The organism is Chryseobacterium daecheongense, from assembly GCF_003729955.1.
Taxonomy (GTDB): Bacteria; Bacteroidota; Bacteroidia; order Flavobacteriales; family Weeksellaceae; genus Chryseobacterium; species Chryseobacterium daecheongense.
The window spans coordinates 763458-778666 of record NZ_RJTX01000001.1; the positions used below are offsets into that span (position 1 = coordinate 763458).

General features: G+C 36.0%; 15 protein-coding genes. 5 read left to right on the forward strand and 10 right to left on the reverse strand.

Features of this window, described 5'->3' with window-relative positions:
• Nucleotides 1-3: 3 nt before the first annotated feature.
• From EGI05_RS03535 to recQ, 9 genes are all read right to left on the reverse strand, one after another.
• Complete coding sequence (locus EGI05_RS03535; protein WP_123261678.1) at nucleotides 4-1251, reverse strand: efflux RND transporter periplasmic adaptor subunit; 1248 nt, start codon at nucleotides 1249-1251, stop codon at nucleotides 4-6.
• 111 nt (nucleotides 1252-1362) lie between these two features.
• On the reverse strand, nucleotides 1363-2715 hold the full coding sequence (locus EGI05_RS03540; RefSeq protein WP_123261679.1) for a TolC family protein: 1353 nt from the start codon (nucleotides 2713-2715) through the stop codon (nucleotides 1363-1365).
• A gap of 97 nt (nucleotides 2716-2812) precedes the next feature.
• A complete protein-coding gene (locus tag EGI05_RS03545) occupies nucleotides 2813-3406 on the reverse strand; it encodes a TetR/AcrR family transcriptional regulator (protein WP_123261680.1) in 594 nt (197 codons plus the stop codon).
• 169 nt (nucleotides 3407-3575) lie between these two features.
• Nucleotides 3576-4400 (reverse strand): CvfB family protein, encoded by an 825-nt coding sequence (locus tag EGI05_RS03550; protein WP_123261681.1) that lies wholly within the window; start codon nucleotides 4398-4400, stop codon nucleotides 3576-3578.
• Between the two features lie 122 nt (nucleotides 4401-4522).
• Complete coding sequence (gene lpdA / locus EGI05_RS03555; RefSeq protein WP_123261682.1) at nucleotides 4523-5926, reverse strand: dihydrolipoyl dehydrogenase; 1404 nt, start codon at nucleotides 5924-5926, stop codon at nucleotides 4523-4525.
• Nucleotides 5927-6050: 124 nt separating this feature from the next.
• Nucleotides 6051-6377: a hypothetical protein gene (locus tag EGI05_RS03560; protein ID WP_123261683.1), complete on the reverse strand. Its 327-nt coding sequence runs from the start codon at nucleotides 6375-6377 to the stop codon at nucleotides 6051-6053.
• Nucleotides 6378-6475: 98 nt separating this feature from the next.
• Complete coding sequence (locus EGI05_RS03565; RefSeq protein ID WP_123261684.1) at nucleotides 6476-6865, reverse strand: cupin domain-containing protein; 390 nt, start codon at nucleotides 6863-6865, stop codon at nucleotides 6476-6478.
• A 17-nt stretch (nucleotides 6866-6882) separates the two neighbouring features.
• On the reverse strand, nucleotides 6883-7965 hold the full coding sequence (locus EGI05_RS03570; protein ID WP_123261685.1) for a glycosyltransferase: 1083 nt from the start codon (nucleotides 7963-7965) through the stop codon (nucleotides 6883-6885).
• A 49-nt stretch (nucleotides 7966-8014) separates the two neighbouring features.
• Complete coding sequence (gene recQ / locus EGI05_RS03575) at nucleotides 8015-10219, reverse strand: DNA helicase RecQ (RefSeq protein ID WP_123261686.1); 2205 nt, start codon at nucleotides 10217-10219, stop codon at nucleotides 8015-8017.
• Between the two features lie 157 nt (nucleotides 10220-10376).
• Between recQ and EGI05_RS03580 the strand changes: the two genes are divergently transcribed.
• Complete coding sequence (locus EGI05_RS03580; RefSeq protein ID WP_123261687.1) at nucleotides 10377-11336, forward strand: KpsF/GutQ family sugar-phosphate isomerase; 960 nt, start codon at nucleotides 10377-10379, stop codon at nucleotides 11334-11336.
• A gap of 126 nt (nucleotides 11337-11462) precedes the next feature.
• Nucleotides 11463-12287 (forward strand): twin-arginine translocase subunit TatC, encoded by an 825-nt coding sequence (gene tatC, locus EGI05_RS03585; protein ID WP_185144952.1) that lies wholly within the window; start codon nucleotides 11463-11465, stop codon nucleotides 12285-12287.
• A gap of 50 nt (nucleotides 12288-12337) precedes the next feature.
• Here tatC and EGI05_RS03590 read toward each other — a convergent pair whose 3' ends face one another.
• Nucleotides 12338-13114 carry a hypothetical protein gene (locus tag EGI05_RS03590; protein WP_123261689.1) on the reverse strand — a complete coding sequence of 259 codons (777 nt, stop codon included), beginning with the start codon at nucleotides 13112-13114 and terminating at the stop codon, nucleotides 12338-12340.
• Nucleotides 13115-13338: 224 nt separating this feature from the next.
• Here EGI05_RS03590 and EGI05_RS03595 point away from each other — a divergent pair, with 224 nt between their 5' ends.
• The 3 genes from EGI05_RS03595 to EGI05_RS03605 are packed head-to-tail and all read left to right on the forward strand — an operon-like array spanning nucleotide 13339 to nucleotide 15199.
• Nucleotides 13339-13719: a DoxX-like family protein gene (locus EGI05_RS03595; RefSeq protein WP_123261690.1), complete on the forward strand. Its 381-nt coding sequence runs from the start codon at nucleotides 13339-13341 to the stop codon at nucleotides 13717-13719.
• Nucleotides 13719-14483, forward strand: a complete 765-nt coding sequence (locus EGI05_RS03600; protein ID WP_123261691.1) for a DUF2071 domain-containing protein — start codon at nucleotides 13719-13721, stop codon at nucleotides 14481-14483. The genes EGI05_RS03595 and EGI05_RS03600 overlap by 1 nt, the downstream gene beginning before the upstream one ends.
• Nucleotides 14447-15199, forward strand: a complete 753-nt coding sequence (locus EGI05_RS03605) for a class I SAM-dependent methyltransferase (RefSeq protein WP_123261692.1) — start codon at nucleotides 14447-14449, stop codon at nucleotides 15197-15199. The genes EGI05_RS03600 and EGI05_RS03605 overlap by 37 nt, the downstream gene beginning before the upstream one ends.
• Nucleotides 15200-15209 lie beyond the last annotated feature (10 nt).

The following is a 15209-nucleotide window of genomic DNA, read 5'->3' on the forward strand; positions in this document are numbered from 1 at the left end:
AAATTATTTAGAGATTTTTACTTTCTGTCCTTCTGTAAGGTTTTTAGAACCATCTGTAATGACTATATCACCTGCTTTCAGGCCTCTTGTAATCTCTACACTGTTCTCAGACTTTTGTCCTGTTTCTACGAGTACTTTTTTCGCAACTCCATTTTCTCCATTGATGTTGGTAGCTACAAATACATAGCTTTTATGCGCTGCATCATCATAAATATACTGAGACGGAATCTGTATTGCAGACGGATTCAGGTAATCCTGGATTTTGATCTGAGCCAATAAATTAGGTTTTACATATCCACCTTCATTAGGAACTGGGATCTGGATGATAAATGTTCTGGTAGCCGGATCTATATAATTCCCCACTAATCTCACACTTGATTTTATGGATTTGTTCAACGCAGGGAAAACAACTTCTACATTGGTTCCCGGCTTGATGTTGGCCAGATAAGTTTCAGGAACTTTAGCCTCAACACGCATGATTCCTAAACTGATCAGCTTTACGATGTCTCTTCCCGGAGCCACCACTTGCCCGTTTTGTGTAATTACTTTATCAATAACTCCACTAAATGGAGCAACAATAGCTGTTTTGGCAAGATTCGATTTTACTGCATCTGCCGCTTTCTGAGTTGCTGAAACAGTACTTTGAGAAGCAGCAACCTGTCTTTGTGCCGCATCATAAGCTGCTTTAGCCTGAAGATACTGGAATTCCGAACCGATTTTCTGTTTCCAAAGGGCAGCTTGTTTTTCATAAGCAATACGCTTCAGATTAGCATCGGTTTTAGCAATCTGTAATTGGGCATTCATAGAGCTCACCTGGATCTGTGCCTGCTTATACTGATCATTCAGTCCGCCATCTGCAATTCTACCTATCACTTGTCCTCTGTTTACTCGCTGACCTTCTTTCACGTATAGTGACAATACTCCGCTGAAATCCGGCTGTATGGTAACATCCTGATCGGTAGTCACATTCCCCTGGATTTCAACATTGTGGGCAAATGAAGTCTCTTGTAGTTTTAGCACGGAAACATATCCTGTAGTCTGGCTTACTCCCCATGCCGTAAGATTCTTGTCTACTTCAGCCATTACATTGTTTAGGCTGTCCAGTTTAGCTTTCTGGCGGTCTTTATATGCCTGAAGACCTTTCACGTCTTTAGTTTTTATAAGCGCTTCCAGAGTTTTATCTTGTACTTCATCCTTCTTGCAGGCTGCAAGGGTAAGTAATAATGCTAGTGGAAGAAATATTTTTTTCATTGGTAAATATTTATATTGTTTTGTCCAATGTAACCGTTGGCATGTGGGAATTTTATCAGTTCACATACACCTTTTCGGTTTCATATATAGTTTATTATTTTCGTTGATTGTTTATAATTCGCCTTTCGCTTTATCTAAGGCAACTTTTGCCTGAACTAAACCTATTGCAGACTGATACAATTTGGTTTGAGAATCATACAATTGGGTTTCACTATTCTGGAGGTCAAAGCTGCTTCCCAATCCTTCTTTGAACTTGATCTGCTCTTTACGGTAAATATTGGAAGACAGCTGGATCAGATCCTGAGCCGTTTTATAGCTTTCAAAAGCATTGTTATAGTCCACTGCTTTCGAGTAATACTCATTTTTCAGGTTTCTTTCCATATCGGCTTTATCCATTTGGGCTTTCTGAAGATCCAGTTTTGCCTGTTGGGTTTGCCAGTGTCTTTGTAACCCGCTGAAGATCGGGATATCTAATTGTACCCCCACCACAGACGTGTTGAACCATTGCTGGTCTTTATCAAAGAATGTAAAGCTGTTACTGTTTCCATTATAAGTTGAACTTAGAAATCCTGATAACGACGGTAAAGATTTTGATTTCTGATATTTCAATTGCAATTCTGAAACTTTCACTGCATTATTGCTCAGTCTCATATCAATATGATTATTGAAATCGATACTTGCACTCTGATCTACCAAAACCTGGTTTTTCTGTACCATTTCATCTAGTGTAGTAGCCAGCTCAATATTCTGGTCCATTGGATAACCCATCAAATATTTAAGGGCCATCAACAGCTTGGTTCTTGTTCTCTTAAGGTTTTCGATATTGACCATAAGATTTTTATAGCTGTACTCCAATTGCTCTACATTCTGCTCTTCCGTTAATCCTACTTTATAGGTTTCTTTGGTATCGTTTAATGTTTTCTCTGCAACCTTTCTGTTTTCCTCCAGGGTTTTAATGTTCTCATCATTTACAATTACCGCAGCATAAGCCATCATAATCCCTTCTTTAACACTTATTTCCGTCTTTTCTTCACCTAAAGCAGCTGTTTCTCTATACGCTTTTGCTGATTGTAATCCAACCAAATAGGATCCATTGAAAAGCAATTGTTTCAATGTAACTCCTGCCGTAGCTGTTTGCTTTAATCCAAACTGAACCGGAATATAGGTTCCCGGAGTACCGCCTGCAATTTCAGCAGGTAAAAGTTGTACGGGAATTTTCAAATAGTAGTTATAAGCACCTTGAGCATCAATTTGAGGAAGCCCGATCCCTGTGGTTTCTTTTACCTTTTGGGAGGCTTTTTCCTGGTCTATCTTGGCTTTCTTTACATTTACGTTGTTAGCAACAGCATATTCCAGGGATTGTTCCACGGTAAAGCTTTGCTGAGCCTGTAAAAAACCAGAAATCATAAATGCAGCAGCTATACCTATCTTAAGCTTTTTTGCAGTTATACGGTTTCTTTTCATAATTTTATACTTCGTTTATTTTTTTAAGTTGAATATTTTATCAAATGTTTTTATTTCTAAAGGACGAATCATTTCTGAAATTACTTTAACATTTTTTTTAGTTTTTAAATAGCATATTCAGAATAATTTCTTTTCTTGCTGAAATAATCTTATCAAATTCTTCATCATTAATCATCAGATTCTCCATCAATAAGGGTCTGACTGCACTTGGGAACACCAATAATGAAACCATATTTAAAACAAACTGGATAGGTTCCATTTTTTCAATATTTCCCAACTCCATTTCTGCTTCTATATCTTTATAAAGTTTATTCAGCTCACCCTCTTCAATATCTTTTTTGTGGCAGTTCCCTTTGTTAATCTGAGAAACAATATAGGTTTCCAGATAAGGATATTGAAGACTGGTTGATAAACTCCCTTCTATAAACTGACTTATTTTTTCCTTAAAAGGTAAATCTGAGTTCATAATGATCTCTGATTTTTCATGTTCTACCTTCTGAGCTTCATCAAAAATGATCTGAATCAAATTATCTCTTGAGCGGAAATAATAATTGATCAGTGTTCTGTTCACTCCTGCCGCATCTGCAATTTCTTGTGTGGTAGCGTCAAACTTTCCTTTCACAAAGAATAAATTCTTTGTTGTCTCTTTAATTAATTCCTGTGTTTGGTCTTTTTTGGCTTGATTTGACATTTTTGTTAAACAAATTTGTGCAAATATAAATCAATCATCTGTTTTGACAAAATTGTTAAACAAAATAATTAATGAAAATTATTATGATTTGCATCATATTTTTTGAATTTTAAAAACAAAAAAAAGAGCAGGACATCCTGCTCTTTTAAAATAATATGTTTGTTGTTGCTTACAGTAATCGAATTTTATCCTCCAAAATATCAATAATTTTATCTTTATAAAGTCCACCAATGGCTTTCTTGAAATTCTTTTTACTCATCTGAAGCTCATCCTTGATCTCTTCAGGAGTAGATTTATCTGACAGATATAGCAACCCGTAGTTTTCTTCTAATTTATCTAAAATCTTCTTTTTGAATTCATCGATATTTTCGAAACCTTCCGGCTGAAGAGAAACGTCAATTTTACCATCTTCCCTGATCGCTTTGATATATCCTGTTTCTTCTGATAAAGGATATAATTTCTTGAAAACATCGGAAGTATACACAAGTCCTATATATTTTTTATTGATGACTACATTCCAGCCCAGTTCACTTTCATTCATCATGATCAAATCTACCTTATCTCCTTTTTTGAAAGGCAGATCTTCATATTGTGGATTTCTTTTGAATTTTGTAGTTCCGGTAATCAAATCTAAGCTTTCGTCAATATACAGATACACCAAATATCTTTTTCCTTCTACAATTTTAGATTTCTGCTGCTTGTAGGGAATAAACAGGTCCTTGATAATTCCCCAATCCATAAAAGCTCCGCTTGGAAGGCTCTGCACGCAACTCATCACTGCAAACTCTCCTACCTCTGCCAATGGGATTTCCGTAGTCGCTTTTAGCTTATGATCATCCTGATACACGAAAACTTCCACATCTTCCCCAATTTCTTTTTCATCATGAATGAAGATTTTAGGTAAAAAGGCTTTTTCACCGGATTCATCCGTTAATATCCATCCTGAGTTATTTTTTTCTGAAATTTGTAAAGTCTGAGTTTTTCCTGGTAGCATTGAATGATAAATTAAATGTCAAAGGTACGGAAATAAAATAAGGTTGGAATTGAGGTTACTCATTTACACAAAAAAAGAGAAGCAAAATGCTTCTCTTGTATATATTGAAATTAAATTCTTAATTACATGTGGATCGGTCTCTTAGCCGTTGCATCTAATGCCGCTTCTTTAATAGCTTCAGCATAAGTTGGGTGAGCGTGAGAACTTCTTGCGATGTCTTCTGCACTTGCACGGAATTCCATAGCAATAACTCCTTCTGCTATTAAGTCTGCTGCTCTCGCTCCTACGATGTGCATTCCTAATACCTCATCTGTTTTCTCGTCAGCGATGATTTTCACTAATCCATCAACATCACCACTTGCACGGCTTCTTCCTAAGGCTCTCATTGGGAAAGAACCTACTTTGTAAGCTACTCCTTCTTCTTTCAATTGTTCTTCAGTTTTACCTACTCCTGCAACTTCCGGCCATGTATACACTACACCAGGAATCAGGTTATAGTTGATATGTGGTTTTTGTCCGGCCAACGTTTCAGCAACAAATACTCCTTCTTCTTCCGCTTTGTGAGCTAACATAGCACCTTTGATCACATCACCAATGGCGTAGATATTAGCAACGTTAGTCTGTAAATGATCGTTTACTTTTACTCTTCCTCTTTCATCAAGCTCAACACCTGCTTTTTCAAGGGCAAGACCGTCTGTGTAAGGTTTTCTACCTACAGAAACTAAACAGTAGTCTCCTTCAACAACAACTTCTTCTCCTTTTTTATCTTTAGCTGTGATTTTTACAGTATCTCCGTTTCTTTCTACTGCTGAAACAGCGGTAGAAAGCATGAACTTCATTCCCTGCTTCTTAAGAACTTTCGTCAATTCTTTGCTTAAAGCTCCATCCATTCCAGGGATGATCTTATCCATAAATTCAACAACTGTTACCTGAGCTCCTAATCTTAGATAAACAGAACCTAATTCAAGACCAATTACTCCACCACCGATTACCACTAAATGCTTAGGAATTTCCTTAAGATTTAAAGCTTCCGTGGAAGTGATCACTCTTTCTTTATCCAGAGTGATGAAAGGCAATGAAGACGGCTTAGAACCTGTTGCGATGATTGTATATTTAGAATCGATCGTTTCAGAAGAACCATCATTCTTTGTAATTTTAATCTGAGTAGCGGATTCGAAGCTGCCTACTCCTTCAAAAACAGTGATCTGGTTTTTATTCATCAGATAGCTGATCCCATCTGTATTTTGCTTGATCACCTCATTTTTACGCTCGATCATTCTTGCGATATCAGCTTGCGGCTCATTGATAATGATTCCGTGACCTGCAAAATTATGCTTTGCGTTCTCGAAATGCTCAGAGCTGTCCAAAAGTGCTTTGGAAGGAATACATCCAACGTTAAGACAAGTTCCGCCTAAAGTTGAATATTTTTCAATAATTGCTGTTTTGAAACCTAATTGTGCTGCACGAATAGCAGCAACATAACCACCAGGACCGGAACCTATTACGGTAACATCGAATTGACTCATGTTATTTTATGAATTTGTTTATTATTATCTTTCTTAATGCTCACAAATTTAACGATTAATTACCATACACCCAAGTGAGTTTTGTCAAGTTTATCTATTGATCGGCGACTTAAGTAAATGGTTATTATCTATTGGCATTGATCCATATAATTACCGCGAAAAAAATCAAAGCAATGCCTATTTTAATTCCCCCTAAAACCACTAATACTATTCCTAAAGAAATAACAATAGTCCCTGCAATGTATAATATGATGCTAATAATAGAACGGTATTTATTTTTCTTTTTTAATATTTTCTGTTTATCTGCATAAATATCTTTCATGGCTTCATCAACGTCCTGTTGATTATAACCTTCCTGAATGATTAATCTATAAATATATTTTTCATTATAATTTTTAGCAAGGTAACTTTTATACTTACCACATATTTCTTCTCTTAATTGGTTATTCATGTTTTTTAAATTCAATTATTTCAGCTAATTTTTAATAGTATTTTAATTCCCCGTTTTAGGCTCATTTTCGGATGTCGGAGAATGTAGAATGAAATCTGCTATTTTAAAAATTGTATGTTTTCTTCTGCCCCTTTTTTCAAATAAATAGCTGTAAAAACCAGGGGTTTATCTTTTGAGGCATTATCAAAATGAAGAATATTAACATTTTTGGGTTCATAAAATGCATCTCCTTCATGAAGGATAACACTTTCTTTACCTTCTATCTGAAAAACAGCTTCACCGGATTTTATGATCCCGATTACCGGGCATGGGTGAAGATGCTTGGGCGCTGCTTGTCCTCCCTCCATTGTTATTTCCTGAACTTCAGCAGTACTCACTTTTTGATTCATTGAAGCTTTTAATAATTCTTTTCGGGCTATCTGACTTTTTTGGCCCATTAATGATATAGAAATCAATATGGAAACAATGAGTGCGATTGTTTTAGTCATATCGTTTGTGATTTTGGTTATTTATAGATCAGGTCCAGCAATACTTTTTCATATTTATCAAGAATAATATTCTTTGAGAACCTTGATTTGATAGAGCTTCTGATAGCTTCTTTATCATAACTCTGATGCAGGATGCTCATTATTTTTTGTGAAAAATCTTCGTGATTATCTATATCGGAAACTTCTCCATTCACCCGGTTTTGAATGATCTCATTGATTCCTCCAGGACAGTTATTAGCCAACGAATATGTTCCGCAGGCTCCTGCTTCCAATAAAACATTCGGGAATCCTTCGTATCTTGAAGAAAGAACAAATAAATCAGCATATTTTAAAAACTGGTAAGGATTTTCCTGTCTGCCATGAAAAAAAACATGCTTTAGTCCCAAGAATTCTTTCATCTGGTGGAGAATTTCCCTGTCTTTTCCATCTCCCAAAATATGAAGAAGCACATTTTCGTTTTTAAGCCTTGAAAACACTTTCAATAAATTATCAAATCCTTTTCGGGCCGAGAGATTTCCGATAGCCACTACATTTTTGTAATTGTATTTAAAGCATTCGGGCTTTTGGGAATACAATAATTTTTCATCTATGAAATCAAAATCCACCGGGTTATTGATCTTGATAATCTTACGCTGCTTCACATTAAAGTTTTCAATAAGATCTTTCATCATATCATCGCTTTGTGCAATGATCCTCTCATAATTATTGTAAAAGCTGTAAAAAAACTTGATATCCTTTCGGGTCACATGTTGGGTCACTACATTGGTTTCCCTTGCAATGAATTTTGTTTTTGGGAAAAGCTTGATGAACAGAGATAAATAAGCATTCACCTCTCCAAAACCAGAGAAGACAATGTCAGGTTTTCTGCGATAAATTTCAGATAAAATAGGCTTTAACGAATGCCTGATTCTTTCGGTGTTGATGTCAATAATTTCAACATCATTTTTAAGGAAATTAAGGTAACCGCCTTGTTTGCGTAAAAGCAATATTTTAGGTTCAAACCGATCCCGGGACAGATGATTTGCAATGGTAGTAATAATTCTTTCTGCACCTCCGGTTTCCAAATCCGGCAGAATAAAAATAACAGAAATCTTTTTCATCATATCAAAAAACCTTACCCATAATCAGGTAAGGTTATTATTTTTAAATTTAATTAGCTACATCACTAATGAATTTTATTCTCAACATTCTCACTTCTTCATCAGAAAGTTCATCTCCGAATTCATCCAGCAACACTTTCATGCTGTCACTTTCAGATTCATTCATGAATTCCATAAAACCATCTACGATGTCTTCATCAAAATTATCTTCTATATAATAATCGATATTGAGCTTTGTTCCCTGATAAACAATACTTTCCATTTCTTTCAAAAGTTCATTCATCGTAAGGTTTTTGGCTCTTGCGATATCTTCAAGATCTATTTTTTTATCGGTACTCTGAATAATGAAAACTTTATGGCTGGATTTGTTTGCCACCTGTTTCAGTACCATATCCTGAGTACGTTCGATATTATTGTCTTCAACGTAGGTTTTGATGAAGTCAGCGAATTCTTTACCATATTTCTTGGCTTTTCCTTCACCCACACCATAAATCTTCGTGATTTCATCCACCGTGATCGGGTATTGAACCGTCATATCTTCCAGACTCGGGTCCATGAATACTGTATAAGGTGGAATTCCGTGCTTTTTAGCTACTTTTTTTCTTAATTCTTTTAATTGATTGAACAGGTTTTGGTCCAAACCGCCTCCCGCCTGCATTTGAATCTGCTCACTTTCAGCTTTAGCCTGGGTAAGATCAAATTCTCTGTCTTCCGCAATTAAAAAGGAATGTTCCAGTTTTCCTTCTAAAACCAGTTTTCCTTTTTCTGCGATCTTTAAAACACCATATGTTTCAATATCCTTTTGTAAGAAATTCTGAACAGTTGCCTGTCTTAAAATGGTTTTCCAGTGGTTATCCTTTTCATCTTTTCCAAAACCGAAATAAGAATTCTGTTCCAGTTTATATGATTTTGTAACCGCTGTTTCTTTCCCTGCAATAACAGAAATCAGGTCTTTAGCTCTGAATTTTTCTCCGGTATCATTAATTAGTTCCAACACCTTCTTAAGATCATCAGTAGCATCTTTTAATTTAGGCGGATCAGATGCGTTATCGCACATCGTGGCTCCGTCTCCTTTTACGGGATCAAAACTTTCCCCGAAATAATACAGGATATACTGTCTTCGGCTCATTGAGGTTTCGGCATAACCTACAACTTCATTGAGAAGCTGTAATCCGATTTCTCTTTCGGAAACAGGCTTTTGAGCCAGGAATTTTTCTAATTTTTCAATATCTTTAGGATCATAGAATGCCAAACAGTGTCCTTCTCCTCCATCTCTTCCGGCACGTCCGGTTTCCTGATAATAGCTTTCCAGCGATTTAGGGAAGTCATAATGAATCACAAAACGTACATCCGGTTTGTCAATTCCCATCCCGAATGCAATGGTAGCTACAATTACGTCCACTTCTTCCATCAGGAATTTATCCTGATTCGCCACTCTTACCTTCTGGTCTAATCCGGCATGATAAGGAAGCGCATTAATTCCGTTTACCTGCAAAAGCTGGGCAAATTCTTCCACTTTTCTGCGGCTTAAGCAGTATACGATTCCCGATTTTCCTTTATGCTGATTGATAAACTTAACGATTTCCTTATCTACATTGATTTTCGGGCGTACTTCGTAATACAGGTTCGGGCGGTTAAAGCTTTCTTTATAGACCAGTGCATTGGCCATCCCTAAAGTCTTTTGAATATCATCCTGAACTTTAGGAGTTGCCGTAGCCGTTAATGCAATGACCGGAACATCGGCTATTTTATCGATAATGAGTTTCAGGTTCCTGTATTCCGGTCTGAAATCGTGTCCCCATTCTGAAATACAGTGTGCTTCGTCTATAGCAAAGAAAGAGATTTTCACATCTTTCAGAAAATCAAGATAATCATCTTTGATCAATGATTCGGGAGCTACATACAAGAGTTTTGTTTTTCCGCTTTTAATGTCGTCAAAAACCTGCTTGGTTTGTGTTTTATTCAATGATGAGTTTAAAACGTGGGCAACTCCGTCGTCAGATGAAAGTCCGTTTACGGCATCTACCTGATTTTTCATTAAGGCTATTAAGGGCGAAACTACTATTGCTGTTCCTTCAGAAATAAGAGCCGGAAGCTGATAGCATAATGATTTACCCCCTCCCGTAGGCATCAAAACAAACACATCTTTTCCATCCAACAGGCTTTCTATGATTTGTTCTTGCTGACCCTTAAACGTAGAAAACCCAAAATATTTTTTCAATTCGCCGGATAAATCGGCTTTTTTTGCGCTCATCTAATTTTGTATTGCTAAATTTGCATCTAACTCAAAGTTATAAAAATTCTGCTTAAAATAAAAGCGAACGAATTTATAAAAAATAAAATTTATATTAAATATTCTTTTTTAAATATAACATTTTTTAAGAGATTTTTTGTATACCCTATAAAAGAAAATGGAAAGGCCTAATATCATTTCAATCGCAAAGAGCACTTTGGAAATAGAAATTTCAGAACTTGAAAAACTTAAAAACAGAATCGACGAAAGCTTTGCAAAGGCAGTAGAGATCATTCATTCCGCAAAAGGAAAACTGATTGTGGTAGGAATCGGGAAATCTGCTCATGTGGGAAATAAAATTGTTGCAACACTTAATTCTACAGGTACACCGTCACAGTTCCTTCATGCTTCAGAAGCCATTCACGGAGATTTGGGAGTGATTCAGAAACAGGATGTTGTTTTATGTATTTCCAATTCCGGAAATTCTCCTGAAATTGTAAATCTAGTTTCCTATCTGAAAGATTATTCCTCAGCTTTGATTGGAATGACGGGTAATTTAAAAAGTAAATTGGCAGAATTTTCTGAAGTTGTCTTGAATACACATGTTGATATGGAAGCATGCCCAAACAAATTGGCCCCTACAAGTTCAACAACATTACAAATGGCCTTAGGAGACGCTTTGGCTGTTGCCTTAATGGAGCTGAATGATTTCAGAGAAAATGACTTTGCCAAATTCCATCCGGGAGGAAACCTAGGAAAAAACCTGATTTCCAAAGTGGATCAGTTTCTTTCAGCACAAAAACCACAGGTCACTGAAAATGCTTCAATCAGGGATGTCATTATTTCCATCAGCGCATCAAGCCATGGAATTACGGTAGTGACTGATGAAAATAAGATCATTGGCGTCATTACAGACGGAGACCTGAGAAGAATGCTGATGAAAGGGGAAGATGTTTCCAAAGTATTGGCAAAAGATATTATGTCTTCCAATCCCAAAACAATTGAGAGGGATGCTTTGGCAAAAGAGGCCATGAAAATCCTGAAAGAAAACAATATAGGACAGCTAATCGTCACTGAAAATGGCGCGTATTTCGGGATTATAGATCTACATAAGCTATTGGATGAAGGAATTAACTGAAACTAGATATTAGATGTTAGATGTTAGAAATTAGAGTTGCTTCGTCTCCGCTGAAAACTAAGTTCCAGCTTCTAACATCAACTTCTTTAAATATTTCATAAATTTGAGCCTTAAAATTTTATTTCTGTGAGTGATGGTAAAGAAATGTCCTTCCTTGGGCATATTGGAGAATTAAGAGGTCACCTCATCCGCTCAATTATTGTTATTATAATTGCCGCTTTCGTTATCGGCTTTAATATCAATTGGATCATGGACCATATTTTTTTCGGCCCTACGAGAAATGATTTTCCTACATTTAAAATTGTTAATCACTTTTCCAGGATGATTTTAGGGGAAGACAGCATTCATTTGCCTAAAGATTTCCCTGTTCGTGTACAAAGGCTTTACCAGCAGTTCAATGTCATGATGGCGGTCTCCATTTTTGGAGGTATTGTTGCGGCATTTCCGTACATTGTCTGGGAGTTGTGGAGATTTATCAGTCCAGCTTTACATCCTAATGAAAGAAAGAATTCAATCTTTATTATCAACTCTGTATGGATTCTTTTCATGACAGGAGTGTTATGCGGATATTTTTTAATTCTTCCTTTTGCAGTTAATTTCGGAGTGATTTTCAAAATTTCGGATATCATCGTACCTCTTTATGATCTGAGTGATTACACTACTCTGTTTTTACAGGTCGTGTTAGGAATGGGTGTTATTTTCCTCTTCCCTATTTTGATCTATTTCCTTACCAGCATTGGGATTTTAACACCGATGTTTATGAGAACTTACCGCCGTCACGCCATAGTTTTAATTATGGTGGTGGCTGCAATCATCACTCCGGCGGATGTTTTAAGTATGCTAATGGCTGCTTTCCCACTGATTCTTCTATATGAATTCAGTATCTTGATGTGTTCTTATACCTATAAAAAAGTGCAAAAAAGATCTTCGAATCTTCCAGCAGTTCAATAATAAAAAAGAGTAGGAAAATTCCCTACTCTTTTTTTTCGATACTATTTCAATTAATATTCTATCGCAAATTGAATCCCTCCCGAAGCAGCGGCAGCTCCAACAGCGGCTCCAACAACAGTTCCTACTGGTCCTCCCACAGTTCCTACAGCCCCACCAATAAGCGCTCCGAATGCATCTGCAACTGCCCCTCCAAATACTCTTGAGAACCATTTTGCTTTACTTGCACTACTTTGTCCGGGTAAATCATTAGGATAATATGCGATCCAATAGTTCATACTGGCTTTTGTCACAGCAATTGTAAGCAATAATTGGTCTTTCTCATGATCAGGTAACTGAGCATTTAAGAATTGTGCCTCAAGATCATCTAATTTGTTTATAATATCACTTGTTGAAGCATAATTATCAGCATTAAAGAATGCTGCCAATTTATACAATTCGGCTTTATAGGCTCCCGAAAAACCAAACCTGGTTGCCAGCTCATTGATTTTATCTGCAGTAAACTGGCTGTTCATAGATTCATTGGCAACCTGCTTCATTTTATCAAAACTTAATAATGATGTATTATAGCCATTTGCCTGAAAAAATGCCATTGATGTACTCACTACTTCATCCTGTGAAGAAATATTAGGATTATTGTGCATCATATTCATAAATTCATTGTGCAACACCCCTACTTGGCTATGTGGGTTTGAGCTCGCCTTAGAAAAGGTAGTAGTAGCTGTGGTTGAAGTTTGATTGGTAAAATCTTCAGTCGTAGAATTTTCATTATTGCATGATGTAAAAAACAGTGCAATGATGACGAACCATTGTAATTTGAAATTTTTCATAAGTAATAGTTTTTTGGTTAATGAGTTTTGTAAATATCTCAACACTAATATATTAAATAATTCATATATTTTTGAATTATTATTATAATTTTTTAACCGCGATAATAGGTTTCTAAACCAATGCTTTTCTATGCTGCAAAACTTACAAAATATTTTATTTTCAATAATTACTGAAAATTCAGTAATTATTTTTATATTTGTATAGAAATTAAATATTCTCTCTAATGAAAACGATCCATATCCTATTGAATTATTGCATTGCAACAGTCTGGATCATGAATGGCTTGTACTGCAAAGTGCTCAACCTCGTTCCCCGCCATCAAGAAATTGTTGCGAGAATAGTAAATGAAGATCACTCAAGAATGCTAACTTTTATAATTGGCTTATCCGAAATTGTTATGGCAGTTTGGATAGTAACAAGAATTCGATCACGACTTAATGCAATCATTCAAATTATTGTCATTGCAGTGATGAATATATTGGAGTTTATTCTCGTTCCGGATCTATTGCTTTGGGGAAAATTCAATGCGCTGTTTGCCTTTTTATTTATCCTGCTTATCTATTATAATGAATTTTATATACAACCTAAAACCGCTCAGTCATAATGCTTGCCTTCTTAAAAAATCACCCGTTTGCTGTTGAAGCTTTTTTTGAAAGCTCACTTGTTTTAACATTTACTGTTCCTAAAGAACAATTAATGCATCTTATTCCCGAATGCCTGGAACTTGACTTATTTCAGGATCAATGGGCTTTTGTGGCCGTAGCCATGGTACAGACAAAAGATTTGCGCCCAAAAGGATTTCCGGCATTCATGGGTAATGACTTTTTCCTGATCGGTTACCGTGTATTTGTGCGTTATACCAACAATGCAGGAAAAAGATTGCGGGGTTTATACATTCTCAAATCTGAGACAGATAAAAAGAAAATGGAATTTAGAGGTAATCTATTTACTCATTATCATTATTCTACAACCGATATCAGGCAAACCGAACAGGAAAGTGTAAAAGAAATACAGTCCTTACAGTCAAACTTTCAGGTGCTGTTCAGCAAAACAGAAGAAAACGTTTCTCTTCCTCAAGGTTCACCCTTTGCAGATTGGAAGGAGGCCAGAAGATTTGCAGGTCCGTTACCCTTTACATTCACTTATAATGAGAAAACCAAAGAAGTTCTTATTATTGAGGGAGTAAGACAGAACTGGGTCCCTCAACCTGTAAAGATCATTAATTATCATTTTGAATTCTTGGAAAAGCTGGGATTGGAAAACCCTGTTCTAGCCAATGCTTTTATCATTAAAAATATTCCGTATTACTGGAAAAAAGGAAAAATCGAATCATGGAAACAAAAAGAAAGAAATTTCAGGGCGTTTTAAATATCCTGAGCTTTAACCGGCATTTTTATATCATTGGATTAGGAATTCTAGGTGTAATCATGATCAGTAATCAGCTATTTGAATGGCCGGAGCTTTTATTCTGGATCATCATTGCCGCTTTTCTTTATGGTCTTATTATGCCTTTGCTTGTCTCTGCTTATGTGTATGATTTTTCCGGATATTATGAGTTTGAATGGCTAAAAAACTGTTCAATTGACCATGAAAACACAAAACACATCATTAATATCAATGCCGGTTTTGACGAAACCAGCTTCATTATTAAAGATAATTTTCCACAAGCTGATCTTAAGGTATTTGATTTTTATGATGCAAAGCGCCATACTGAGCCGGCTATCATCAGAGCCAGGAAAGTAAGCCTTGTTTATCCCGATACAAAGCAAATATCCACCCATTCAATACCTTTACCGAATCAATCAGTAGATCTCGTTTTTCTGCTTTCCGCAGCGCATGAAATAAGATCACATGAAGAGAAAATTCAGTTTTTAAAAGAATGCCGCAGAGTTTGTAATCCTAACGGAAAGGTAATTATGGTGGAACATTTACGGGATCTTCCTAATTTTTTAGCATTTTCAGTGGGTTTTACTCATTTCTTTTCTAAAGCTGTATGGGGAAATGCTTTTGAAAATGCCGGCTTCACATTCTTCAAAGAAGTGAAATTCACCCCTTTTATGTCCATTTTTGTTTATAATCCTTAACGCATTCATC